This window comes from Paenibacillus piri, assembly GCF_004354045.1.
Lineage (GTDB): Bacteria > Bacillota > Bacilli > Paenibacillales > NBRC-103111 > Paenibacillus_S > Paenibacillus_S piri.
Genome location: NZ_SMRT01000007.1, coordinates 89,663 through 115,879, shown reverse-complemented (window position 1 = coordinate 115,879; position 26,217 = coordinate 89,663). Strand labels below are relative to the sequence as shown.

19 protein-coding genes are annotated in these 26,217 nt (G+C 53.5%); 16 read left to right on the top strand and 3 right to left on the bottom strand.

From position 1 onward, the window contains the following. Positions 1-152 precede the first annotated feature (152 nt). From E1757_RS16205 to E1757_RS16180, 6 genes are all read left to right on the top strand, one after another. On the top strand, positions 153-926 hold the full coding sequence (locus E1757_RS16205) for a sugar phosphate isomerase/epimerase family protein (RefSeq protein WP_133229909.1): 774 nt from the start codon (positions 153-155) through the stop codon (positions 924-926). A gap of 61 nt (positions 927-987) precedes the next feature. Beyond that, positions 988-2,010 (top strand): Gfo/Idh/MocA family protein, encoded by a 1,023-nt coding sequence (locus E1757_RS16200; RefSeq protein ID WP_133229907.1) that lies wholly within the window; start codon positions 988-990, stop codon positions 2,008-2,010. A 264-nt stretch (positions 2,011-2,274) separates the two neighbouring features. After that, positions 2,275-3,147, top strand: coding sequence for a 3-hydroxyacyl-CoA dehydrogenase family protein (locus tag E1757_RS16195; protein ID WP_133229905.1), 873 nt, complete (start codon positions 2,275-2,277; stop codon positions 3,145-3,147). Further along, the gene (locus E1757_RS16190) at positions 3,144-4,361 is read left to right on the top strand and encodes an acetate/propionate family kinase (protein WP_133229903.1); all 1,218 of its coding nucleotides are present in this window, start codon (positions 3,144-3,146) and stop codon (positions 4,359-4,361) included. Before E1757_RS16195 ends, E1757_RS16190 begins: the two co-directional genes overlap by 4 nt. A 43-nt stretch (positions 4,362-4,404) precedes the next feature. After that, complete coding sequence (gene asnS / locus E1757_RS16185; protein WP_133229901.1) at positions 4,405-5,703, top strand: asparagine--tRNA ligase; 1,299 nt, start codon at positions 4,405-4,407, stop codon at positions 5,701-5,703. An 83-nt stretch (positions 5,704-5,786) separates the two neighbouring features. Continuing rightward, positions 5,787-6,467, top strand: coding sequence for a DnaD domain-containing protein (locus E1757_RS16180; RefSeq protein ID WP_133229899.1), 681 nt, complete (start codon positions 5,787-5,789; stop codon positions 6,465-6,467). 83 nt (positions 6,468-6,550) lie between these two features. On the opposite strand, the gene E1757_RS16175 is transcribed toward E1757_RS16180, so the two are convergent. Both E1757_RS16175 and E1757_RS16170 read right to left on the bottom strand, forming a co-directional pair. Beyond that, entirely contained in the window at positions 6,551-7,240 is a 690-nt protein-coding gene (locus E1757_RS16175; RefSeq protein ID WP_165972149.1) for an ankyrin repeat domain-containing protein, read from the bottom strand. Between the two features lie 79 nt (positions 7,241-7,319). Next, entirely contained in the window at positions 7,320-8,207 is an 888-nt protein-coding gene (locus E1757_RS16170; RefSeq protein ID WP_133229895.1) for an ankyrin repeat domain-containing protein, read from the bottom strand. Positions 8,208-8,594: 387 nt separating this feature from the next. Here E1757_RS16170 and E1757_RS16165 point away from each other — a divergent pair, with 387 nt between their 5' ends. The 10 genes from E1757_RS16165 (at position 8,595) to E1757_RS16120 (ending at position 25,331) form a co-directional block, all read left to right on the top strand. Next, positions 8,595-9,476 (top strand): ABC transporter ATP-binding protein, encoded by an 882-nt coding sequence (locus E1757_RS16165; protein ID WP_246079222.1) that lies wholly within the window; start codon positions 8,595-8,597, stop codon positions 9,474-9,476. 190 nt (positions 9,477-9,666) lie between these two features. Continuing rightward, the gene (locus E1757_RS16160) at positions 9,667-10,719 is read left to right on the top strand and encodes an efflux RND transporter periplasmic adaptor subunit (protein WP_425464848.1); all 1,053 of its coding nucleotides are present in this window, start codon (positions 9,667-9,669) and stop codon (positions 10,717-10,719) included. 5 nt (positions 10,720-10,724) lie between these two features. Then, the gene (locus tag E1757_RS16155; RefSeq protein ID WP_133230241.1) at positions 10,725-13,649 is read left to right on the top strand and encodes an ABC transporter permease; all 2,925 of its coding nucleotides are present in this window, start codon (positions 10,725-10,727) and stop codon (positions 13,647-13,649) included. 3 nt (positions 13,650-13,652) lie between these two features. Then, positions 13,653-14,522, top strand: a complete 870-nt coding sequence (locus tag E1757_RS16150; RefSeq protein ID WP_133229893.1) for an ABC transporter ATP-binding protein — start codon at positions 13,653-13,655, stop codon at positions 14,520-14,522. A 47-nt stretch (positions 14,523-14,569) separates the two neighbouring features. Beyond that, complete coding sequence (locus E1757_RS16145; RefSeq protein WP_133229891.1) at positions 14,570-16,033, top strand: ABC transporter substrate-binding protein; 1,464 nt, start codon at positions 14,570-14,572, stop codon at positions 16,031-16,033. 7 nt (positions 16,034-16,040) lie between these two features. Continuing rightward, positions 16,041-18,206, top strand: coding sequence for a hypothetical protein (locus tag E1757_RS16140; protein WP_133229889.1), 2,166 nt, complete (start codon positions 16,041-16,043; stop codon positions 18,204-18,206). A gap of 203 nt (positions 18,207-18,409) precedes the next feature. After that, positions 18,410-18,943, top strand: a complete 534-nt coding sequence (locus tag E1757_RS16135) for a GbsR/MarR family transcriptional regulator (protein WP_133229887.1) — start codon at positions 18,410-18,412, stop codon at positions 18,941-18,943. A gap of 69 nt (positions 18,944-19,012) precedes the next feature. Then, positions 19,013-22,126 (top strand): efflux RND transporter permease subunit, encoded by a 3,114-nt coding sequence (locus E1757_RS16130; protein WP_133229885.1) that lies wholly within the window; start codon positions 19,013-19,015, stop codon positions 22,124-22,126. 30 nt (positions 22,127-22,156) lie between these two features. After that, on the top strand, positions 22,157-23,407 hold the full coding sequence (locus tag E1757_RS16125; RefSeq protein WP_133229883.1) for an efflux RND transporter periplasmic adaptor subunit: 1,251 nt from the start codon (positions 22,157-22,159) through the stop codon (positions 23,405-23,407). Between the two features lie 22 nt (positions 23,408-23,429). Further along, complete coding sequence (locus E1757_RS16120) at positions 23,430-25,331, top strand: hypothetical protein (protein ID WP_246079220.1); 1,902 nt, start codon at positions 23,430-23,432, stop codon at positions 25,329-25,331. Positions 25,332-25,530: 199 nt separating this feature from the next. Here the strand turns inward: E1757_RS16120 and E1757_RS16115 are convergent, their stop codons facing one another. Next, positions 25,531-26,049 carry a 2'-5' RNA ligase family protein gene (locus E1757_RS16115; RefSeq protein WP_133229881.1) on the bottom strand — a complete coding sequence of 173 codons (519 nt, stop codon included), beginning with the start codon at positions 26,047-26,049 and terminating at the stop codon, positions 25,531-25,533. Positions 26,050-26,217 lie beyond the last annotated feature (168 nt).

Below are 26,217 nucleotides of genomic sequence, written 5' to 3'. Positions count from 1 at the left end.
ATTCAACAGCTCCTTTTTGCAGCGTTGTCCGTCAAGCGGGATATTTTTCTAGCCAAATAGTTCATGTTTTGACCACATCGTTCATAGCTATTATAAGGCATGTCTGATTAAAATAGTATCAAATACATCATTTCGATGGAGGTACTGGATCAATGAGAAGAATGGGGATTGGTTTGCAGCTTTATACTGTGCGCGACGATATGGCCAAAGATTTTCGCGGGACGCTTCGGCGCGTGGCTGAAATGGGTTATGAGGGCGTAGAGTTTGCCGGTTACGGCGGCTTGTCGGCAGAAGAGCTGAAGGACCTGCTGCAGGAATTAAACCTGAAAGCGATCGGCGCTCATGTAAGCCTTGCCAATATGAAAGCTGATCTGAACAAAGAAATCGCCTATTTGCAGACGATTGGCGCGCCTTATTTGATCTGTCCTTACATCGCTGCGGAGGATCGCCAAGACGTGGAGGCTTGGAAAAGCCTGTTCGCTTATTTCGCTCAAGCCGGACAGCAGGTGAAGGATCAGGGGCTGCAATTCGCTTATCATAACCATGCCTTCGAATTCGAAATGAAAACGGACGGTCAATATATATTCGACGCCTTGTATGCCTCCGCATCTCCGGAAGCGCTCCAGGTCGAGCTGGACGCAGGTTGGGTTCAATACGCGGGGCTGGATACGCTGCAATATATCGCCAATTACAAAGGGCGTCTCCCGCTGCTGCATCTGAAAGATTTCAAAGGTACAGTCAACGGGCTCATCAATACGGTGGAGCTCGGACACGGCGAGATCGATCTGCCATCCGTTATCCAGGCGGGCTCCGATGCCGGCGTGGAATGGATCATCGTGGAGCAGGACCGCTGCGCCAATCCGCCGCTGGAAAGCGTCGCCACAAGCTACAACTGGCTGAAGGACAACTATTTGTCCAAATTTTAACACGCCAATCCATGCGCAGCACCAACCAACTATATGATTGAATAAGGAGTCGAACTAGAACATGAGTAAAATTAGAGTTGCCGTCATCGGCTGCGGGTCCATTTCCAAGCATCGCCACATTCCGGAATATGCGGCTAATCCCCATGTCGAACTGGTCGCCTTTTGCGATCTCGTAAAAGAGCGCGCGGATCATTATGCCGAGCTGCATGGCGGTAAGGCATTCACCGATTATGAAGAAATGCTGCGCACGGTCAAGCCGGATGCGGTCAGCGTCAATCTGCCTAACGTACTGCATGCTCCGGTATCGATAGACGTGGCCAACGCGGGCGCGCATGTGCTTGTCGAGAAGCCGATGGCTACGACTTACGAGGAAGGCTTGGCCATGATCGAAGCCGCCAAGAAAAACGGCGTTTTCCTGATGGTCGGTCATAATCAGCGCCTCATGCCGCCGCATGTGAAGGCGAAGGAAATATTGGAAACTGGCAAGCTGGGCAAAGTATTGACCTTCCGTACCTCCTTCGGACATCCGGGACCGGAAAATTGGAGCATCGACGGACGCGGCAGCTGGTTTTTCCGCAAAGAAGAAGCCATTATGGGCGCGATGGGCGATCTGGGCGTGCATAAATCCGACTTGATCCGCTGGCTGCTTGAAGACGAGGTGACCGAGGTTGCCGCATTTGTAGACACGCTGCATAAGGACGGCACGGAATGCGACGACAACTCGACCTGCTTGCTGCGTATGAAGAGCGGCGCCATCGGTACGCTCGTAGCAAGCTGGACCTATTATAAAGGCCAGGATAACAGCACCGTCCTGTGGTGTGAAAACGGGGCGATGCACATCGGTACGCATCCGGAAGATCAGGTCATCGTCGAGCTGCGCGACGGCACGGTGGAGAAATATAGAGTCGGCGCCATGGCTACCAACGAAAAGCAGACAACAAGCGGCGTCATTGACGCTTTCGTCCAATGTATCGTGACGAATACGCCGCCGACCATTTCCGGAGAAGAAGGCTTAAGATCGTTGAACGTCATTTTGGCGGCATTCGAATCGCAGGCGACGAAGCAAAATGTTTTGGTGAAATAATCGATTTTTTTAATACGTATGGGCCTGTTTGCCGCTTTGCGGCCGCAGGCCCATTCTTTTATGCCGATGAAGCCGTATGGTCGTTTGTCAACCGGGGGGCACAGCATTTGGAGCGGACCGGACGCGGGCTGCTCCGATTTGTCATATAGATGTCGGTGTCTATTCGAACCGGGGATGATGTATAATACATATATGGACAAGCATCCCGCTTTAGCGGCGAATGCTCGATGGGTCCAGGTAAAGGTGGCAGGGGGAGACTACAAGATGCAATTCAATAAAATCGGCGTCATCGGAGCCGGCACGATGGGACAGGGGATCGCCGAAATGCTGGCGGAGCAAGGCTTGGAAGTGCTGCTGCTGGAGCGTACGCCGGAGAAGCTGGAGCAGGCGTTCGAGCATATTGAGATGAGCCTGGATAAACGGATGGAGAAATGGGCGATAACGGCTTCGGAGAAGAAGCTGATTTTGTCCAAAATACATAAAGAAACCGATTTGCAAAAGCTGGCGAAATGCGATATGGTCATCGAATCGATCAGCGAAGATCTGGAACAGAAGAAGCAGCTGTTTCAGCAGTTGGATGCGATTTGCCCGCCTTCGGTCATACTTGCCAGCAATACGTCCACATTGAGCTTGACCGAAATCGCTGCTGTGACGACGCAGCCCGGGCGCGTGATTGGCGTTCATTTCCTGCCCCCGGTATCGAAGGTAAGTCTGGTGGAAATCGTGCGCGCGCTTAAAACTTCGGAACAAACGTTCGTGCAGACGAAGGTGTTTATTGAAACGACCATCCAGAAACGCGGCATCCAGGTGTACGAATCGCCCGGTTTCGTGACTACGCGGTTGATCTGCGTGCTCATTAACGAAGCGATGCACACGTTGTCGGAACGGGTGGCCACAGCCGAGGATATCGATTCGGCGATGCGGCTGGGCTATGATTTTCATTACGGGCCGCTGGAGATGGCCGACCGGTTTGGACTGGACTCCGTGCTTGATGCCATGGAAAGAATGTTCCGGGAATTCGGCGACGTCAAGTACCGGCCTTCCGTGCTGTTGAAGCAAATGGTACGGGCGGGCCAACTGGGGACGAAAACGGGACAAGGATTTTTCAGCTACGATAAGGAGGGCGACCGCCTGTGAACATATTGGTAATTAATGCGGGCAGCTCGTCATTAAAGTTTCAGCTGTACAATATGGATCATGAAGAGGTGCTGGCTAAAGGCAAAGTCGAACGGATCGGCATGGAATCGGCGATCTTGAGCTACGAGCCGGAAAGCGGGGCTGAAATCCGCGAGGTTGAGGAAATATTGGAGCATACGACGGCGATCCGCAAGGTGCTGGCGATACTCGTACATAAGGAGCATGGCGTTCTCTCCTCGATGGACGAGATCGATGCGGTCGGGCACCGGATTGTGCACGGCGGCGAATCGTTTTCCAGCTCCGTAATCGTCAATGAGGATGTAAAGCGCGAAATCAAGCGGTTGTTCGATCTGGCTCCGCTGCATAATCCGGCCCATATGCTCGGCATTCAAGCCGTCGAGACCAATATGCCGAACGTGCCGCAGGCGGTCGTATTCGATACGGCGTTTCATCAGACGATGCCGCCGAAGTCGTATTTATATCCGATTCCGATGGTGCTGTACAAAAAGCATAAAATCCGCAGATATGGCTTTCACGGCACTTCCCATGCTTATGTCAGCGAGCGTGCCGCCGCTTTTCTGCGATGGCCGCTGCATGAGCTGAAAATCGTTACATGCCACATCGGCAACGGGGCAAGCTGCGCTGCCGTGCTGAACGGGCGATCCGTTGATACGAGCATGGGCTTGACGCCGCTGGAAGGGCTTATGATGGGGACGCGCAGCGGCGATATCGACCCGGCGATCGTGCCGTTCGCGATGGGCAAGGAGGAGCTGACGTTAAATGAGGTTACCTCCATGCTGAACAAGCACAGCGGTCTGATGGCAGTATCCGGTCTCAGCAGCGATATGCGGGAAATCGTCGAGGCGATGGAAGCGGGCGACCGGAATGCGGCGCTTGCCTTCGACATGTACGAATACCGGCTGCGCAAATATATCGGGGCGTTCGCAGCGGCCATGAACGGGATGGATGTGCTGGTTTTTACAGCCGGCGTCGGAGAAAATTCGGCGGCGATGCGGAGAGCGGTATGCCGCAATCTGACGTTCCTCGGACTGGAGCTGGACGAACCGGCCAACGAACAGCCGAGTGCCGCGGAACGTGCGATCTCGACGACCGGCTCCAAAGTGCAGGTGCTGGTCATTCCGACAAATGAGGAGCTTGTGATCGCGCGCGATACGCACCGGTTAATTTTAGACAGCAAGGAAGATGTAGTATAATAAAGGGAGCCATGAAAGCAGAACAAGGAAGGATGTCGGTCCGATGAGTCGTAACTTATCCATGATCCGCGATGTGAATCAGCATATTAACGAAACCGTGACGATCGGCTGCTGGCTGCACAACAAGCGGTCGAGCGGCAAAATTCAATTTTTGCAGCTGCGCGACGGCTCCGGGTTTATTCAAGGCGTCGTCGTCAAGAGCGAAGTGCCGCCGGAAGTATGGGACGCCGCCGCCAAGCTGACTCAGGAAAGCTCGCTGTACGTGACCGGAACGGTTCGGGAAGACTCGCGAAGCAAGAGCGGCTTCGAGCTGAATGTTACCGGCGTCGAAATTATCCAGATTGCGAACGATTACCCGATTACGCCGAAGGAGCATGGGGTCGACTATTTGATGGATCATCGCCATTTGTGGATCCGTTCGCCGCGCCAGCGCGCGATCCTTGTTATTCGGGCGCAAATCATCCGGGCGGTCCAGCAGTTTTTTGACGAACGCGGATTCCAGCTTGTCGATCCGCCGATTTTAACGCCTTCCTCCTGCGAAGGAACGACGAATTTGTTCCATACCAAATATTTTGACGAGGACGCCTATTTGACGCAAAGCGGCCAGCTGTATATGGAAGCGGCGGCGATGGCGCTGGGCAAAGTGTACTCTTTCGGGCCGACCTTCCGTGCGGAGAAGTCGAAGACACGCCGGCATTTGATCGAATTTTGGATGATCGAGCCGGAGATGGCCTTTGTAACGCATGAGGAAAATTTGGAGGTGCAGGAGCAGTTTGTCTCCCACATTGTCGCCTCCGTACTGCAGCATTGCCACAAGGAGCTTGAGGTACTCGAGCGCGACACTGCCAAGCTTGAAAAAATTACAGCCCCGTTCCCGCGGATCACTTATGACGAGGCCGTCAAGTTTTTGAAGGCGAACGGACACGAATTCGAATGGGGCGAAGATTTCGGCGCGCCTCATGAAACCGCGCTTGCCGCAAGCTATGAGAAGCCGGTGTTTATTACGCATTGGCCGACGGATATTAAAGCCTTTTATATGAAGCCGGATCCGAGCCGCCCCGAGGTTGTGCTGTGCGCCGATATGATCGCGCCGGAAGGCTATGGCGAAATTATAGGCGGCAGCCAGCGGATCGACGACCCGGAGCTGATGGAGAAGCGGTTTGCCGAGCATGAATTGTCCAGGGAAGCGTACCAATGGTATATGGATTTGCGCAAATACGGCTCCGTACCGCATTCCGGCTTCGGGCTGGGCCTTGAACGAACGGTAGCCTGGATATGCGGTCTGGAGCATGTACGGGAGACGATTCCATTTCCAAGATTGCTGTACCGGCTGTATCCGTAGCATCGAAAAAAAGACTTATCGGCCTGTTAGTGAATATGGAAGGAATTGTTGAATAGGAAAGCATTGCTTAAAGAGGTGGACGGATGAAACGCAACGATAGCGAGCATGAACGGACTATGCTGCAGGCTGCTTTTGTGGCGGGCTGGAAGGCGGGAAGCGTTGAGCTCCCGTACCTGCTGCTGAAGCACTACAGCCAATTAAAGCTGAACGAAACCGAGGTCATGCTGATGATCCATGTGATGGCCTTGAAGGAAAAAGAACAAAAAGGCTTTCCGACCTTGGACGAGCTGCAGGGACGGATGTCCATTCCTCCTGAAAAAGTAATCGCGGCGCTGCAAAAGCTGCTCGTGCAGGGGCTGATGACGATTGACGAGCATATCAACCCGCAGAGCGGACTGCAGTCCGAAACCTATAATTTCAGTCCGCTGTTCGAACGGCTGGCGGGCTGCTGGTACGATGACATGATCGCTCAGCGGAACGAACGGGAACCGGCGGAGCCGGCAGTGCGCAACGATATTTTCAGCATTTTCGAAAAAGAGTTCGGGCGGCCGCTGACGCCGATGGAGCTGGAGTCCATTACAGGCTGGCTGGATAAGGATCAATATCCGGAGCAGCTGATTTTGGCCGGGTTGAAGGAGGCCGTGTTTGCAGGCAAAGTCCATTTCCGTTACATCGACCGGATTTTGCTCGAATGGAGCCGGAACCGGATTACGACGGTGGAGCAGGCGAAAGAGCATTCGCAGAAGTTTCGCTCGATCCGGTAAAGCCGCGGCTTTGGAGCCGATATGCAAAAAAACGCTGTGCCCATGCCGGGAACACAGCGTTTTTTTGCGTTAATCAGGCCGGATCAATGGCCTCCGGCCTGATCGTTCGGGCGCGCCAGCAGCCTTTCGAGCTGCGCGTCGCCAAGCTCGCGCGCCATCGAAAGCGGCGTCGCTCCGGCGTCGTTGGCCGCGTGCGCATCCGCGCCGTGCGCCAGCAGCAGCGCAGCCAGCTCGGCGTGCCGGTTATGCACGGCCGAGTGCAGCGGCGTCCAGCCGCTCTGCTGGCGCGCGTTAGCGTCGGCGCCATGCTCCAGCAGCGCATGCGCGATCGCGGCATGGCGCCCGGCCGCCGCCGAATGCAGCGGCGTCACGCGCATCTCGTTGCGCGAAGCCGCATGGACGTCGGCGCCGCGCTGCAGCAGCTCGGCCGCGATGTCCGCGTGGCCGAAAAAAGCGGCAAGGCCGAGCGGCGTGTAGCCGTCGTGCGAGAAGCTGTCCGCGAGCTCCGGCGATTCGCCGAGCAGGCTGAGCAGTGCGGCGGATTGCCCGACCGCGGCGGCTTCGTGCACGCTGAGCGGGACGCCGCGTGCCAGCAGCAGCCCGATGATATCGTGCGCCCCGTAATAACGGGCGAGCAGAATCGGGCTGTTGCCCTGCGCGTCGCGGGCGGACGCCAACTGCGGCTGCCGTTCCAGCAGCGCCTGTACGCGGTTCGTATCCTTCGCTTTGATGGCCTGCATGAGTTGCTCCGTTTCAATTAATCCATTGTCCATGACCGTTACCTCCCTTGGCATATAAAGCGATTCCATTCGCTTGCAGCGATAGCCGCATCACGATGTGCCGCCGCTGCGGCTATTCGCCCGCGCCGCGCTCGCGCAGCCATGCCGCCATAGCGGTCTTGCCCTGCTGCCGCGCGTAGGCGAGCGGCGTCTGCCCGTCTGCCTTGCGCGCGTCGAGCGGCGCGCCATGGACGAGCAGCAGCTCCGCGATGGCGATATTGCCGCGGCCCGCGGCCACATGCAGCGGCGTGAAGCCCGCCCGGATGCTGCCTTCGGCCGGCTGCCGGACATCGGCGCCGCGCGCCAGCAGCAGCTGCACGATTGCCGCATGCTGGCCGGCGCAGGCGGCCTGCAATGCGGTGTTGTTGAGCCGGCCGTCCCGGCCGAGCAGGCCGGGCTGCGCTCCCCGTTCGAGCAGGAACGACACGACCTCCGCATGGCCGAAATGACTGGCCAGCGCCAACGGGGTAAAGCCGTCCGGGCTGTGGCTGTCAAGAAGCCGCGGCGCCGCGGCAAGCTGCGCCTTGACCAGCTCCAGATCGCCGATTGCCGCCGCCTCATAAAGCGTCAGCTCGGCGCCCCGCTCGATCAGCAATTGTTTAATTTCCGCAGCGCGGTAGTAGGCCGACAGCAGCACAGCCGTTTCGCCCCGCTCATTCCGCGCGTTCGCCAGTCCCGCGTCAGCTTCGAGCAATTCCTGCACACGGGCGATATCGCGTTCCTTGACGGCCTCGAGCATGTCCCGGCGCAGCGAGCGAACATGCTCGGCCAAGCCTTTTGCCCGCAGCAGCAAGCTTTCGCTGGACGCAACGCCGCAGCGCACGAACTGCGTAGCCGCTTCAGAGCGGCTCTGGGCGAGGCCGGCTTCGACAAGCAGATCCATTGCCTGCAGCGTTAAATCGTCCACCCGGACGGAGATGACATGCTGTTTGGCGGGGGTTGTTTTTTTCGTTCTGGCCATCGCTTTCGATCATTCCTGACATTGTAATTATTATTACAAAAGTAATTATATACCAAAACAAACAAAACGTACATAAGTCGTCCAAATGATGTGAAATCGTGTAAAAGTTATATTTTGTTGATAATTTTTTGTAACTTTTTGCGCTTAAGCATCGTCTATAATGGGGAAACGGATTGAAGCTGATAGATCATAGAAGTCCTGTGAATTAGCGGCGCTGCGAACGGCATTATACATAAGATACGGAAGGCATCTTCCGTTATTTTCCAAATTTCGACCGCCGGGACGGCTCCCTGAGATCTCAGGGGCAACAGCGTCCGGCCATGATCCGTCCGCGCAGCGGGCATTTTTTCACCGGACTTAAAGAGCACATCAGGCAGGGGGATAGAGATGATAGGCTGGCTGCGATCAAAAAATAAAACCGCCGGATCAACGCAGGTTTCAGATTCGACAGGGGAGCGGCGGGAAGCTGTTTCGACATCAGACGCACAGCCGTCTGACGACGCCGGGTCGAGCCGGCAGGCCGTTCAGCAGCCGGAGGAGGAGAAATCGATCGGCAAAGGTCCGCTGTTTAAGCCCCGTGCTTGGGACGAGACGAAGCCGCTGCTCACCGTTTCCGGTGTGGAGCGTTCCTTTCCCGTAGGGGGCGGGCAGCTGCATGTGCTGAAGGGGATCGATATGGCGTTGTACCCGATGCAGCTTGTCATGTTAAAGGGACGCTCAGGCTCGGGGAAGACGACGCTGCTTAATATGATCGGCGGCCTGGATCAGCCCAATAAGGGCGAGATTGTATTTATGGGGCATGCTTTTCACCAAAGCGGTGACGATCAGCGCACGCAAATCAGACGCAAGGAAATCGGCTTCATTTTCCAATCGTTTGCGCTGATGCCGTTGCTGTCGGCTTGGGAAAATGTGGAGCTGGCGCTTCGTATGGCCGAGGTGCCGCGTTCCGAATGGAAACGGCGAACCGCTCACTGCCTGGAACTGGTCGGGCTGGGCAAGCGGATGCATCACCGTCCGTTCGAGCTGTCCGGCGGAGAACAGCAGCGTGTGGCCATTGCCAAGGCGATAGCTCACCGTCCATGTCTGCTGCTGGCCGACGAGCCGACTGCGGAGCTCGATTCGCAGATGGGGGCACAGGTGATGGCCGTTTTTCGCGATATTATTCAAACTGAGCAGGTTACGATTTGTATGACAACACATGATCCGACAATTATGGAGGTTGCCGACCATGTATTCGAAATGGTGGATGGAAAATTTATTAACGGCTAGAAATTCAGCCGGCAAGAAGCGGAGAGGCCGGAATCGTTCCGGAGAAGCGTCCGCGCTTGCCCTTTTAACCGGATTTTTACCGCTGCTGGAGCGGTTTCAATCCAATAATTCAGGAGACAACAGCGAACGGAACAATGAACCGCCTGCACAACGCGCATACATTCACCGGACTCCCGGAAGATCGGCGAGAATGCTGTTTATTATTTGCATGGCCTCCGTAATGGCCGTCAGCTCCGGATGCTCGATCCTTCCTAAGGAAGACGAAGAGGAGACGCTGCCTGCGATCACCCCTCCGAAGCTGTCCAAAAAACCGGAGTACGTCGTAAAGACCGATACGCTGGAAACGAAGGTGCGCGGCTCCGGCAGAATGATGGCGACCAAAGAGGAAGATTTGTATTTTACCGATGAAGCGAACCGGCGCATCAAAGCGATGAATGTAAAAACGGGGGACAAGGTCGAGCAGGGTCAGGTTATCGCCGAGCTGGATGTGACCGAGCAGGAGAGCAAGCTGAAGCAGCAAAGGCTGCAGACGCGCAAGGACGAGCTTGCGATGATCGAATCGCTGCGCAAGGCCGATGAAATGAGCGCGGAATCGCTGGAACAGGCCAAAATTGATTTTGAGCTGAAGCGCGAAGAATTGAACAAGCTCGAAGAGACGATTGCCAATGCGAAGCTGAAGGCGCCTTTTGCCGGCACGATTGTTACCCTTTATATGAAAAAGGGCGACTCGGCCCAGGCTTACGGCGTTGTCGCGACGATTGCCGACTTGGCGCAGCTGACGGTAGTGGCGACTTTAAACCAGGATGACTTGAAAAAAGTATCCGTCGGCATGGAGGCGGTCGTCGATATTAACGGAGCCGGTCAGCATAAGGGGAAGGTAACACAGCTTCCGGTTCCGAAGGAAGATGACGGCAATAACGGAAACCAGGGCAATCAGGGGGGAAACAACCAAGCGAAGCCGATCGACACGATCGACAACTACCTCGTCGTACAACTGGATGAAATGCCTCAAGGCTTAAACCGGGGAGCGCCGCTCAGCGTTTCGATTATTACTCAGCGAAAAGAGAAGGCCGTGTTGATTCCGCTTGCCGCGCTTCGTTCCTATTCCGGACGCAACTATGTGCAGGTCGTCGACGAGCAGGGGAACAAGAAGGAAGTGGACGTGGAAATCGGCCAGCAAACCGCTACCGACGTCGAAATCATTAAAGGCTTGACGCCGGGACAGAAAGTAGTGGGCCGCTGATGTCGATGCCGATGCTTCGTTTTTTATTCCGTAAAATGTGGAATACGCGCTGGCTGACCGTCAGCTCACTGCTTGGTTTGATTATGGCCGTAGCTTTTACGACAAGCATTCCGATGTATGCCGACGGCTCTTTGAAAAGAGTCGTTACGAAGTCGCTGCAGGAGAAAAACGGCGGCTTGCCGGCCGGTTCCGTGCTGATCCGCTTTCAGGCGGCGGGCAGCGATAAGGCGGAGCTCGATGCATTGGCCGATGCCGATCAATATATTCAGAACGAGCTTCCCAAAGAAATTGCTTTCCCGTATCAAACCTACGTCAAGAGCTATTCCATTCGCGCCGCCCAGCTTACGCCGGACGATCCGCAGAAGGTGGATCCGAGCAAGAAGCGGCAAATGACGTTGATGTCGCAAAACAGTCTGAAGGAGCATGCGGAGCTTGCCCAGGGTAACTGGTTCGCGGATGCGATGTCCGGAGGCGTTGTGGACGTGGTCATGATGGAAGAAGCGATGTACCGCAACGACATTCATGTCGGCGACGTATTTTCGTATCCGATCAGCGGCGGGCTGGGCATTGCGCCATTGAAATTAAGGGTGGCCGGCACCGTCAAGCCGAAGTCCGAAGACGATCCGTACTGGTTTCAGGGCCAGGAAGGACTTATCAATACATTTTTTGCGAGCGAGCCGGTTTTCCAAGATTACATATTGAAGCAAAAAAAAATACCGCTGAACCTTGCGAACTGGTATTATGCGTTCGATCTGCGGAATATTCAGACGAGTCAGCTGTCGCCTCTTGAAACGAAGCTGGAACGGCTGGACGTCATATTGTATCAAAAATTGAAAAATACGCGAGTCGATTTATCGTTTATTCCCATTTTGCAAGAGTTTAAAACGCAAAGCCTGCAGCTGCAAATCATGTTGTTTACATTGGCGGCGCCGATGATTGCCATGGTGTTCTATTATATAGTCATGAATGCCCGCCAATCACTTGACCGTCAGCGCAGCGTCATTGCGGTGCTGCGCAGCCGGGGAGGCAGTACGCGGCAAATTATCGGGATATACGTGCTCGAAGGACTGCTGCTAGGAATTACCGCCTTATTGATCGGTCCGCTGCTTGGCTGGTTCATGGCGAAGAGCATCGGCTCCTCAAGCGGATTTCTGACGTTCGTCGACCGCCAATCCGTACCGGTCGGCGTTTCGGCGGAGGCGTTGTTCTATGGCGCCGCCGCCGTGCTGATTGCGTTGATGGCGAGCGTCATTCCGGCTGTCGTCTTTGCCAGATCGTCCATCGTTGGCTATAAGCAAAAGCTGGCCCGTTCCGACAAGCCGCCGTTTTGGCAGAAGTGGTTTCTCGACGTCCTGCTGATCGGCGTAGTCGTCTACGGCTACTATTTATTTGATCAAAGACAGGTTTTGTCCGTGCAAACGGGCTTGACGACGGATCAGCTGCAGGTGCATCCGCTGCTGTTTTTCGTACCTGCCTTGTCGATTATCGCCTTAGGCTTGTTTTTTTTGCGGATATTTCCGTGGCTGCTGCGCCTTTGGAATTGGATTGGCAAAAGGTTTTTGCCGGTGCCGGTATATTTGACGCTGACGCAGCTGTCGCGTTCCGCCCAATCGTATTATCCGCTCATGCTTTTATTGATTTTGACGCTTGGACTGGGCGTATACAATTCATCGGCCGCCCGGACGATTGATTTGAATTCGACCGACCGCATTTTATACGCCTACGGGTCGGATGTCGTGCTGCAGCCCGTATGGGAAGGCGTCTCCGACGAGCTGCCACAGGATCAATCCGGCGGGCAGAACGGCGGCGCTGGCGGATCCGGTTCGGGCTCGGGGTCGGCCGGCGGTTCCGGAGGCGCGCAGGGAGGCGGCGGGCAGCAGGGAGGCGCTCCTGGCGGCGGCGGTCCCGGCATGGATGATCCGCCGCCCAAGCTGCGGTATGTGGAGCCTCCTTTTGAGGTTTACAGGCAAATGGAAGGCGTGGAGCATGCCGCCCGCGTTTTGCGGACCAAAGGAAATGTGGTCGTATCGGGCAAATCGCTGGGGCAGGGAATGCTGATGGGTATCGATAATGTCGATTTTGCCAAAGTGGCCTGGTTCCGCAGCGATTTGTTCAAGGCGCATCCTTTCCGGTATTTAAATCTGTTGGGGACGTATGAACAGGCGGCCATTGTGCCGACCTCATTTGCCGAGAAGCATCATATTAAAGCGGGCGATCTGATCAGCATCTCCGTCCAGCAGCAGCTGATCGAATTTGTTGTCGTCGCCACCGTTCCGTACTGGCCCAGCCAATATCCGGAGCAAATGCCGTTTTTCATCACGAATTTGGACTATATTTACGATCAGGCTCCAATGACGCCGTATGAGGTGTGGCTGAAGATGAAGGAGGGGGCGAAGACGACTCCGCTGATCGAAGCGTTGAATGAGAAGCAGATTCAGATTGCAAGCGTCAAGGATGTGCGCAACGAGCTGATTGCACAGAAAAAGCATCCCGCCCGCGGCGGCGTGTTCGGGATTTTGAGTCTCGGCTTTCTCGTATCCGTGCTCGTCTCGCTGATCGGCTATATCCTGTACTGGTTCTTCAATTTGTCGAGCCGGGTTGTCCAGTTCGGCGTGCTGCGGGCGATGGGACTGTCGCGCCGGCAATTGACCGGGATGCTGCTGCTTGAGCAGGGCTTTACGGCCGGACTTTCCATCGCTCTGGGGATTGGAATCGGCAAGCTGACCAGCTACCTGTTCCTGCCTTTCCTGCAAACTGCGGAAAACGTCAAGATGCAGGTGCCGCCGTTCCGGGTCGTATTCAATGCGCGGGATACGGATCAGCTTTACATCGTCGTAGCCTTCATGATGCTGACCGGCGCCTGCCTGTTATTCCTTCATATCCGCAGGCTGCGGGTGCATCAAGCGGTGAAGCTCGGGGAGGAGAAATAAGCGATGATTTCATGCGAGGAGCTCGTCAAAATTTACAAAACCGACGACATCGAGGTCGTCGCTCTAAAAGGGCTTAACATCAGCGTGGCCGACGGCGAAATGATGGCGATCATCGGCAACAGCGGCAGCGGCAAGTCGACGCTTCTGAATATATTGGGCGGCCTCGACCGTCCTTCGGCCGGCCAGGTTCAGGTCGGGGAATGGAACCTGCTAAAAATTACCGACGACGAGCTGGTCAAGTACAAACGTAAAACCGTCGGCTTCATTTGGCAAAACAACGCCCGCAATTTGGTGCCCTATTTAACCGCTCTGGAAAATGTGGAGATGCCGATGATGCTGAGCGGGCAGTATGACCGGACCTATGCGAAGCAGCTGCTTGAATGGGTAGGCCTTAAGGAGCGGATGGGCAACAAGCTGCAGCAGCTGTCCGGCGGCGAGCAGCAGCGCGTCGCGATTGCGATTTCGCTGGCCAACCGGCCTTCGCTGCTGCTGGCTGACGAACCGACCGGTTCGGTCGATACGCGAACATCCGACATGATCATGGATATTTTCCGCAAATTGAACCGCGAGCTGGGCGTCACCATCGTTATCGTCACCCATGATATGACGCTGGCTGGCAAGGTGGACCGTGTCGTTGCCATTCGCGACGGCATGACCAGCACGGAATTTATTAAGCGGAATCCGAATTTGGATCAGCTGGAAGCGGGCGGGCATTCGATTCAGGAAGCGCATGAGGAATACGTCGTGCTGGATCGGGCCGGCCGGCTGCAAATTCCGAAAACTTATCTGCAGGCACTGGGGATCGACAACAAGGCGTCAATGGAGTTTGACGGGGATAAAATCATTATCCGTCCCCCCAAATCGCTTACTTAACAAGGGTGTCACGAAAGAGAATATTAATCACATGGAGGAGTGCCTGAATGAAAACATGGGTGAAACGAACGATGCTGCTTACCGTTTCCACAAGTCTTATGGTGCCGATGCTTTCGGCATGCAGCAAGACCGGGAGCGGCAATACGAACACGGAGCGGGTGCTGCGGGTAGCAACGAGCTTCGGTTACGGGGATGACGAATATTTCCGCCAACAATTTACGGAAGTATTTGAGTTCGCCAACCCCAATATTAAGCTGGAAATGATTTCGACGGCGGATGAAAGCATGCGTTATGGAAGGTATGATCCGAACAAGAAGCCTGCCGATCCGATGGAAAAGCTGAAGGAAGTGATGCAGGGCGATAACCCGCCGGATGTCGTCATGGTCAACTACGAGCAGCTCGAAGATTTGATCGGCGGCAATTTGCTGATGCAGCTGGATCCGATGATCACCAAGGATAAGTTCGATACTTCGGACATGGTTCCCGCCGTCATCGACGGCTTGAAGAAGGTGGGAGACAACAAGCTGTATGCGTTGGCGCCGACCTTCAATTCTTCGGCTCTCATCTTTAACAAGCAAATGTTTGACGAAGCGGGCGTATCGTATCCGAAGGATAAAATGACTTGGGACGAAACGTTCGATCTAGGCAAACGGTTGACCAAGGGAGAAGGGGACAACCGGAAATACGGCTTCTCGTTCTCGACGCAATCGATGGGGGATATGTTTTATTCCATGCAGCAGGCTTATACGCTTCCGCTGCAGCTGAGCATGTTTGACGAGAAAGGCGAAAAGATGACCGTTGATACGGATCAATGGGAAAAAGTATGGAAACGGATGGTTCAGCTCTCCCAGGATAAAATAACGCCGCAGCAGCAGGAGCCCGCAGCGATGAAAAGCCGCGTCATGAATGCGAGCGGTGAAGATTTCAATCCGTTCCAATTCGATGATTTTTTATCCGGCCGTGTAGCCATGTCGATTATTAATTACGGGCAAATCAGCCAGATCAACAACGCCAACAAGAACGCGCAAAGCATTAAAGGCTTTACGCCGATCGACTGGGATGTCGTCACGATGCCTGTGCATCCGGAAGCGCCTGAAGTGGGCGGCCAGATCGGGATGAACGGAATTATGGGCATCAATACGAAAGCGCAAAATGTTGACGATGCATGGAAATTCATTAAATTTATTAACGGCGAGGATTGGGCCCGTCTGAAGTCAACCAGCTCTTATAATATCGTGACCCGCAAAAAATATATCAAGCCAAAGGACGGCGTCCAGTTCCATATGGAAGCCTTCACGACCTTGACGCCGGCACCTCAGGTTGACGGCAAAGTTTTCAGAAGTAATCCGAATATTTATCCGGCGCAGGATATCGGACGGCGTTTATTCAATGATGTCGTTCAAGGTAAAATGCAGGTTCGCGAAGCGCTCAAAAAATGGCAAACCGACGGCGATGCCATGCTGCAGCAAATTCAAAATAATCCGAATGGAATTCCGGGAGGAAGAGGGTAGAGACAACATGAAACGGAAAAAAAACTCGGCTTGCATATGGCTGTTGGCTGCCGCACTGACATGCGGCGGCGCCTCCCCGTCATGGGCCGCCGAAGGGACGACTGCGCCGCCCGCAAGCGGCGGCGCAGCCACTTTGACGATGGGTAACGCTCCGGCGCTTGGAACGGTTAAAATCGATGGCGGCAGCTTCTTTGAACTGAAAAATGTGATGATGCTAACCGAGCAAAAAGGAAGAACGGTCACCTTTACGGTTAGCGTTCATAACGAGAGCAGCACGGATTTATTATTTATCGATTATTGGGTGCGGCTGCGGACGAAAACCGGCGAGCAGATTTCGGTGCGCATCCTGCCGCAGGATAAGGAAAAGAACAAAATTTCGGCTAAAACCGTTCAGGATATTAACTTTTACGCATCCATCAACGAGACGACAGAGCTCAATCAGCTGGCGTTTGAGTTTATCAAATGGGATTTCAGCCAGCCCAACTTTGAACGCAAAGTCGGCGATGTCTCCGTACCTGACGATTATTCGACGTTGACGCCGGTTGGCGGCTCGCATGCGATTTCGATGTCGGGCACCGATGTGAAAACATCGATTAAAAAAGTGCTCATGACCAAAAATGAGAAAAACTATTCGCCGACTGTCGTCCTCAGGATGGAGAATATTGGCAACCGTACGGCTGTCGTTCCCGGCTATCAATATTTGCTGCGCACGAAGGAGGGGTTCATGTATCCTATGGACGCCAAGAAAAAGAAAGATTTGACGATCAATCCGCAGGTTGTCGAGGATGAAATCGAGCTTTCCGGCTCTGTGCCTATTGCCGTCAGCACGGACGGCTGGCAGCTCGTCATCGTGCAGGAGGCGGCAGATATCAAATTGAATTTGCCGATCGCTTACTTCCAAATGCCGGCCGTATCGGACACGGATGCGGTCGCTACGGGAATCGAGTACCATTTTACGAACAAGAAGGGCACTTATACGACCGTGCTGAACTCGTTCCAGCGTTTGCCGTGGGAGGATCAGGATATTTTGACGGCCAATATTTCGCTGATGAACAAGGGACCGGAGGCGCTGCCGATTCCCGAGCTGACCGGCTATTACATGCTGGACGACGCGGTGAAGGTGGAGGCGAAGCTGATAAGGACGGATAAGACGATCGGCTTGCCGAAGGGCGCCTCCGCGAACTTCCAGTTTATCGGGAAAATGCCGTACACGTACCCGTTTTCAACCGTCAAGCTGGTGCTGGAGGAGAAAACCGGCGAGAATGAGGCGGAGGAGCTGCTGGAGTTTGCGCAAACCTCCGAGCTGCTGAACGTCCCTTACCTCAATGTCGGCGAAACGCATAAAATGACCAATGTCGGCCGCAGCGCGAGCTACTCGGTGAAAAGCATCAGAACCTATGGAGGCGATACGGCTGATATTTTCACCGTACAGCTGGAGGCTACGAATCTGGAGAAACGGTTCACCGATGTGTCCAAGCTGGTCGCTCAGCTGAAGACGGCTGACGGTACGGTTTACCCGGCCGCCGTTTCGGACATTAAGAAAAAGGTAGCACCTGGTTCTTCCGCGCTGCTGTACCTGTCCGCTGCACTGCCCAAAGGCTTCCCGACCTCCAATATGCATGTAATGATCGGCGAGGCTGTGACCGAGGATAAATATACGGAAAAAGACGCCGTGCCGGATGCTTACGTCAATGCCGCCGCCTTCTGGCTGCCGGACGAAAACAAAACCGTCGCGGACGATTTGCTGAACGTCGATCTGATGCCGTACACATTCTCAATGAATCATATCAATACATGGCTGCTGCAAGGGCAGCTGAAACTGACCTTCAATTATGAGCTGACCAAAAACTTGCTGATGGAAGCAAATACGGAAGGCCGCAAGCTGGTGATCGGCTTGGAGGACGAGAACGGCAACAAGACGTTTACAAGAGAGTTCGATTTCAAAGATTTTGACACGAGCGATGCGGGAGCGGAAAGCTCGAGCGAGGATACGGCGATCACAAAGCTGAAAATCGGCAAGCATGACGGCGTTAAAATTATCGAGCGCGATCAGGACCTTATTTTTAAACTGGAAACGTTGAAAACATACAAGCTGAGCATTTACGATTCGTTCCAAGGGCAGAAGAAGCTGCTTGCGAGCAAAAAGATCGACTGGTTCTCAACAACCGATTAAATGACCATGATTTCATTGACAACCGACCGTCCTGTCAGAAGCTGCATGCAGCATGACGGGACGTTTTTTTTGTTGATTATTCCTTTTATGAATGTTTTGTTAATTTGTCAGAAAATGTATTGACAACTTTTTCAAAAGGAAATATGTTATTAACGTTAAGATTGTTCTTAACGACAACAACGTAAACAATTGAGGAGATTGCTATGAGATCAGCGCAACATTCGTATGCCGGCTTGAAGCAGCGTATCACCGACCATATGTCGCTCACGTTCGAGAATGAAGGATTCAGTCCGCTGGTCGGGCGGATTTTTGCGTATTTGCTGTTTTCTGTGGAGCCGGTCAGCCTGCAGGAGATGGCGGATCAGCTTGGCGTCACCAAAGCGGCGATCAGCGTACAGGTGAGAACGCTTGAGAAGCATTTGATGTGCCAGAAGCTGCCGACCGCAAGCGACCGCAAAGATTATTACTACATATCGGAAGATTTCAGCATGAAGGCCGTTCAGAACAGCATCGTCAAAATGAGAGGCGTTTTGCAGCAGATGGAATCGACGCTGGCGCAGTTTAACAGCTTGGAGCAAATCGAGCAGGAGGAGCGTCGTTCCTATGACATCTCCAGGCGAAGATTTGTCGAAATGAAGGAGCTGCATCAAATTTTTTTAGACCGTCTGGATGGGCTGGAGGAGGAGTGGGACGAGCGCAAGAAACAGCTTTTTCCTGCTAATGAATCCAATTTATGAAAAAAAATGAAGGGTTAACAGGCAATGCTACGTCTAAGTTGTCAGCAAATGTAATGGAGGAGTAGAGAGATGAATAAGTTGACTCAATTTTCAATGAAAAACATAACCGCCGTCATTATTATTGCCCTTCTTTTGCTGGGAGGCGGTATGTATACGGCGACCACTCTGAAGGTGGAAAGCTTCCCGGATATTTCCTTTCCGGTCGTCTTGATCAACACCCAGTATACGGCGCCTCCAAAGGATGTCCTTGAAGATATTACGAAGCCGTTGGAAAAGGCGGTCTCAAGTCTTGAAGGCACCAAAACGTTAAGTTCCACCTCCAGCGACAACTTTTCGTCCATCGTCATTGAGCTGGAAAATAACATTAAATCCGAGGACGCCAAACGGGATGTGGAGAGCTTGATCTCCAACGTAAAGCTGCCCCAAAGCGCGGAAAAGCCCAAGGTACAGACATTCGGATTCGCGTCCGAGCCGGTTTATTATTTGTCGGTGTACGGAAAGAACGGCATGAGTCAGCAGGATCTCGACAAAGTGTATAAGGACGTGATTTTGCCGGGCTTCGAATCCATCAAAGGCATCGACCATGTCGACTCCATCGGCAACCAGGAAGCGGTTTTAACGATGAAGCTGGATGCGAATGCGCTGACGAACTACAATTTAACGCCGGCACAGGTTTCAGGAAGCATTAAGTCGGCGCTTCTGAGCAGTCCCGCAGGCTCGGTCGATTTTAACGGCAACACCCAGATGGTTCGGGTCAAAAGCGATTTGAACTCGGTGTACAATCTTGAAAATATGAAAATAACGACGGTTGCAGGCGATACGCTGCTGCTGAGACAGATCGCCAAAGTGGAAGCGATCACGGAATCGACCTTCCGCTCCCGCTTGGACGGACAGCCGGCGATCGGCGTCCACTTGTTCAAAACCAAAAATGCCAACGCGGTTGAATTCGGCGACGAAGCCGATAAGCTGATGGCCGGCTGGAAAGAGCAGTATCCGAACATCGTGTTCCATACGATTTACAACAGCGCGGTGGACATCAAGCATTCGATTAACGGTATGGTGCAGGAAGGCTCGCTCGGAGCCATTTTGGCTTCGATCATGATTTTATTGTTTCTCCGGAATATCCGGATGACCATCATCGTACTCGTCTCGATCCCGCTCTCCATTCTGGTCACGCTGCTGGTTATGGGTCCGCTCGGCATTTCATTAAATATTATGACGCTCGGCGGTATGGCAATTGCGATCGGCCGGGTCGTCGACGATAGTATCGTCGTTATCGAGAATATTTACAGCGAATTGGAAAAAGCCCAGGAACGCAACGAATCGGTCATCCGCATGGCGACGGCGCAGGTCGCTTCGGCCATCACATCCTCGACCATTACAACGGTTGGGGTATTCGGACCGATCGCATTTGTCAGCGGGGTGTTGGGCGAGGTGTTCCGTCCCTTTGCCATTACGCTGGTTGTCGCGCTGCTGTCGTCACTGATCGTTGCATTAACCGTCATTCCGATGATGGCGAAGCTGATGGTGATGAAAGGCAAAATCAAAGCGCATCATGAAGAAGCATCGTTGGGAAAATTTTCGGCCGGCTACAAAAAGACGTTGATTTGGTCGCTTAATAACAGCAAAAAAACGATGCTTCTGGCCTTCATATTATTTATTGTAACGATTGTATCGACTGCGCCGTTCCTGTCCACATCGTTTATGCCGGAGAGCGAAGCGGATAAGCAAATGATGTTTTCGATCAAAATGCCCCGTGAAACCTCCATTGAAACGATGGATGCGAAGGTCAAGGAAATTGAAGGCGTGCTGCGCGAAGCGAAGGAGCCGAACGGACAGCCGACCTTCGATTACGTGGAGTCGCTCATCGGTTATAACAACGGTACGGACCGCATTCCGTACCGGACGATGTTTTTTGCAGCGGCGTCCAAGGATGCCCATGCCAAAGAGGTTGTGAAGCAGTACAAAGAGAAAATATTATTCACGCTGCCAAAAGGCTCCGAAGCGGAGGGGCAAGTACTCGCAGGCGGCGGGCCGGGCGGTTCCAATACAGACTTTTCCTATGCGCTGAAGGGCGATGATTTGAACAGCCTGAAGGCGGCTGCCGAGCTGGTTAAGGCCAAGATGAAGGAATTTCCCGAAATGATCGAAATTAAAGATTCGCTCAGCGAATCGAAAACCGAGGTTGAAATTAATGTCGATCAAAATAAAGCCCGGCTGTACGGCTTGTCGTCCGCTCAAATTACGGAAACGGTGCACAGCTGGCTGGCGGAAGAAAAAATCGGGGACTTGAAGTTCGACAATACGACCTTTAAAACAAAGGTCATGCTGGATTCTTCCTTTAAGGATTCCGTCGACAAGATCGGGCGTTTCCCGATTAAAACCGCCACCGGCGCGACAGTAAGCCTGAACGAGGTAGCCAAGGTCCGCCAGATCGACGCACCGGTTGCCATTACGCGCGAAGCGGAAGAGCAGATTGTGACGGTTAACGCCAAAATCGACAGCGTCGATAAGGGGGGCGTCAGCGCCAAGGTAAGCGCAGCGCTCAAAACCGTCGAGCTGCCGAGCGATGTACGGACGCAGGTCAAAGGGGTAACCGATGACATCCAAACGAGCTTCCAGCAAATGTTTATCGCGATGGGCGCTTCCATCTTTATCGTTTATCTTGTCATGGTGCTTGCTTTTGGAAACGGCAGCGCGCCATTCGCCATTTTGTTCTCGCTGCCGCTTGCGGCGATCGGCGGGTTGCTCGGGCTGTTCGTTACCAACGAGTCGGTAAATATTACGTCGCTTATCGGATTTTTGATGCTGATCGGCGTCGTCGTAACGAACGCGATCGTGTTGGTCGACCGGGTGCAGCAGCTTCGCGAAAGCGGGCACAGCGTACGCGAATCGTTGGTCGAGGCGGGAATGACCCGATTGAGACCGATCATTATGACGGCCGGCGCGACAATTATCGCTCTCATGCCGCTTGGATTGGGTCTGTCGAAAGGAACGCTCATTTCCAAAGGACTGGCGGTTGTCGTCATCGGCGGTTTAACGACCTCCACCCTGCTAACGCTTGTCATCGTGCCGATCGTTTATGAAATGATTGACCGATTTAAAGGCAGAGTGGCGAGATTGTTCAGAAAAAAAACTCAACCAGCCGACGTGCAGCCTAGCACGCCGACGGTTATTCATTAATAGAGAGACATGGAAAAGGAGAATCGGCAAATGAACTTAAACAAGATGAAATCGGTCAAACATAGCACGAAATGGATGGGGGCCGTCGTATTGAGCACAGCGCTGCTGACTGGCTGCACGGCACCTGCGGCCAAACCGCAGCCTAACGCTGCGGAGGCGGCATTGAAAACAGTCAAGGTCAGCCCTATCACGAAGAAATCGATTGGCGATCCGTTGGAACAGGTGGCGGATGTCGTATCGTCGGTAACGATGGACGTGGTGACGAAAGCAAACGGCGATGTGCTTGAAATTTATAAGAAGCGCGGAGAGCTGGTACAAAAAGGAGAGGTCATTGCGAGAATGGACCCAACCGACGTGGCGTTGCAAAAGCAAAAAGGCGTGCTGGGAGTTAAAAGCGCTGGTCAGCAGTTGACGAAGGCGAAGGAAGATTTGGCCAATTCGAAGGTCGATTTGCAAAACGCTGTAACCAAGTCGGAAACGGCAGTAAAAGACGCCGAAAAAAGCTATAGCAAAGGACGTAATGATTATGATTCCGGTCTTATTACGAAAAATCAGCTCGATCAGATGGAAACCCAGCTCAATAACTTGAAGCTGGATTTGGAAAGCGCGAAAAACAAGCTGAAAACGTTGGAGTCGACCAATTCGTTGTCACAGCTCGAAACGCAGCTGGAATCGTCGAATCTTTCGGTTCGCGAAGCGGACCGTACATTGGAAAATATGGAGCTGAAGGCGCCTGTCAGCGGCGTGCTCACGGAGCTTCCCATCGAGACAGGCATGAGCTTGTCTCCCGGATTTAAAGCGGCGCAGGTGCAGCAGCTTGATCCGGTCAAAATCAAAGCCGAACTGACGGAGGCGTCCGCTGCGCTTATTCGCGGCAAACAGGAACTAGGCTTCTATGTGCCGGGCAGCAAAGACAAGCTCAAAGGGCAAATCAGCTATTTGGCCGATGTCATGAGCGCTCAATCCAAATCGTATTCGTTGGAGCTGCAAGTGTCGAATGCCGAACGGAAGCTGAAGCCGGGCAGCAAGGTGCAAATATTGCTGACCGAAGAGAAGGATGAAGTGGTCATTACCGTACCGACGCTTAGCGTTGTGCGAGAAGGTGGCGATACATTCGTATTCGTTCTGGTGGGCGACGTCGCCGAGAAGCGCAAGGTCGAGCTGGGCCGCCTGAATGAGACGATCCAAGAGGTGCTCTCCGGCATCAAAGAAGGGGAACAATTAATCGTTTCCGGTCAAAACCAATTAAAAGACAAAGAAAAAGTACAGCTGGCCAAGTAAATAGCGGCCACAGGAGGAGATCATGTTGAAGATGAACTGGAAAAAAACGGTAACGACCGTTGTGATATCAACCTCGCTTATGACAACAAGCTTTACCGCTATCGCCGCACCGTCCGCAGACATGAATGCCGAATCGGCCGCGGCCGTTTCTTATCCGTTAAACGATACGTTAAGCGTGGAGCTTAAAACCGTATTGAACGAGCATGTTCTCGGAGGAACGAGGCTTGGCGTTGTCGTCAGAATGAATAATAACGGCGCAGCGGTTGCGCGCGTACCGGAATATGAGGTGCGCATGAAAACGAATGACGGTGTGGAATATACGCTGCAGGCGAGCGCGGCGAACCCGAAATCGATCCAGCCGAAGGCGAAAACGGAATTAAGCTATTTGGCCGTAGTCGATCGCACGGACACCGTAACATTGGCCGAGGTTAATTGGACGGATGTCGACTATTACGTTTACCCGAAAAAAGAAACGTTGATGGTCGCCGTTCCGATCAGCGATCAAGCCTGGAAGGGCGCGGATGCGCCGATTACGAATCCGGCGATGATCAAGAAATGGGGCGAAACGTTCACGATTCCGTCGCTGCTTTCGCCGCTGCAGTTTCAACCGCTAAGCATCGACAAGGAAGTGACCGAGAAGGGGACGGTGCAAGTCGTTCAACTGCTTGTAACGAATCCGACCGGCCAACGCGAAACGCTGCCCGAATTTCTCATCGACGGCAAATCGGATTCGCAGGTATATGCCGGTGAAAAAATCGCGCAGGGAGCCGCGGCTTCGGCCGTTCCGCCGGCTGCCGGGGAGGCTGCCGGCGGAACGGCGGCTGCGGGCAGCGCAGACACTTCCGGAGCGGCTCCGGCGGCGGCAAACGCTGCAGCAGCCGCTGTAGGCGCGACAGGATTGAAAAAGGCGGATTCCCAGTCCTATTCCGGCCAAAAGATGGAGCAGGGTGAAATCATCCTTGAGCCGAAAGAGAAAAAATATGTGCACTATGCGATAGCGACCGACAACGATACGGCATTGTCCAGCCTGACCGTGTTGACGCCGGAAAAATTCGCTCAGGCCGGAGGGCAGCAGACGTCTTATCTCGTCGGCAGATTGAAGGTGCTTTTGCCGGACAGCACCGCACGGACCGCCGCATCCTCTTATCAGATCGGGCAAACGATGAAATTCGATGCTTTAAGCGATCTGATTCACCCGAATTTGGATGTGTCGATCGTCGAATTCCATATGAATGATAATGAGGATGAAGGTTCCAAAAGCGTTACGGCCAAGTTCAAGCTGTTTAATAAAACGGATCAGCCGATGGCAGTACCCGTTTTCCAAACGGATCTGGTCAGCTCGGATGGCTATACATATACCGGCAGCCGTCAAAATATAGCGGCGCAGCGCATATTGCCCAATTCCGGCGTCGTCATCAATTATGCCTATACGCTCCCGGCTTCCGAAACCGGCAGCGGCCTGATCATACGGGTCAACGATACGCAAAAAGCGGCGCCGTATAAAACAACGATCGCCTCTTACGGAATCGGCCTGCAGCAGCCGGATACGAACGAATCGTTTGATGTGTATCCGTTTGAAGCGAAGGTCGGTTACTGGACGATCACTCCGATGTTTAATCGCAGAGGCGATATGACCTATTCTTATAAAGTAAGATTCGATCTGGAGCTGAAACGCGCCGAGCAAGTTCAGCTTGATCCTTCCTTCTCGAAGCTGCAGTTCGAAATCTACAACTCGACGAACAACCTGATCGGAGCGACGCCAGTCAGCTTCACGGGAGCCAACCGGCTCGTTTCGGGAGAAAACAATATTATGCTGAATGCCACCTCCGAACAATTGGAGCGACCATTGACCGTTAAGCTGTATGAAGTGTTCCAAACGCCGGCCGGCGAGTCCAAACGTTTAATCGGCGTATACACGCAATAAATCCCAGCTATTATTAGGATCATACGAAATGGCAAAACAAGCCGGCCCAAGAGCCGGCTTGTTTCCTGTATGTTCAGCAAGGTATGAACGATGAACGTCGGTTTCGACGGCAAGCTTCCTTCAATCGGCTGCCGCGGAGGCCGTTGTTGAAAGACCGGAGCTTTCGTCAATTTGATTCACACATCCAGCGCGTACCGGATTATTTATTCGTCAGCGGATAAGCGTGCATATGTTCCCATATGCCGTCCGCCGATCTCCTCAACAGCTCCAGTTTGTCTACCGTGCAGGCAATATCTACATCTCGCAGTCTCAGGCTGCCGTATAGATCGTGCAGCTCGTCATCGCCCAGATTTTGGGCCACGGTTAAATGAGGGGTGTAAGCGTAAGGCTTATCCGGCTCGGCCAGCATGCCGCCACCGCAAATCCGTTTGTATAACGATTGCATCGGCTCGGGGTCCGAGAGGGCCAAATAAATGACGTTATTGACCGGGAAAAAGGTGGAAAACCGGTTGAAATGCAGCCGAATCGGCTTGCATTGCGCCGCTGTACGCTCCAAAAGCTCATGGACGTCGCGAAGCTGATCATCCGTCCAGTCCTCGCTTGCGCGAAGCGTCAAGTGCGGATCGATAAATGCGAACTGCGGATCGTATCTTTGACGGAGCCGGTTCGCAGTATCCTGGATTTCTTTTGACGGAAAGACGGCTATGCCATATAACATATGGATCCCTCCTCGCAAAACTTCTTCAAAAGCATGGGCTGCACCTTTATTATACCTTTGATTGCTCCTTCGTTCCAAGTCGTATCGGCGGTATGGCAGCCATTAACAAGTATGAATATATTATGGATGTCAGAACCGATTGTTATGTTGATTGTTCATATTTTTTTG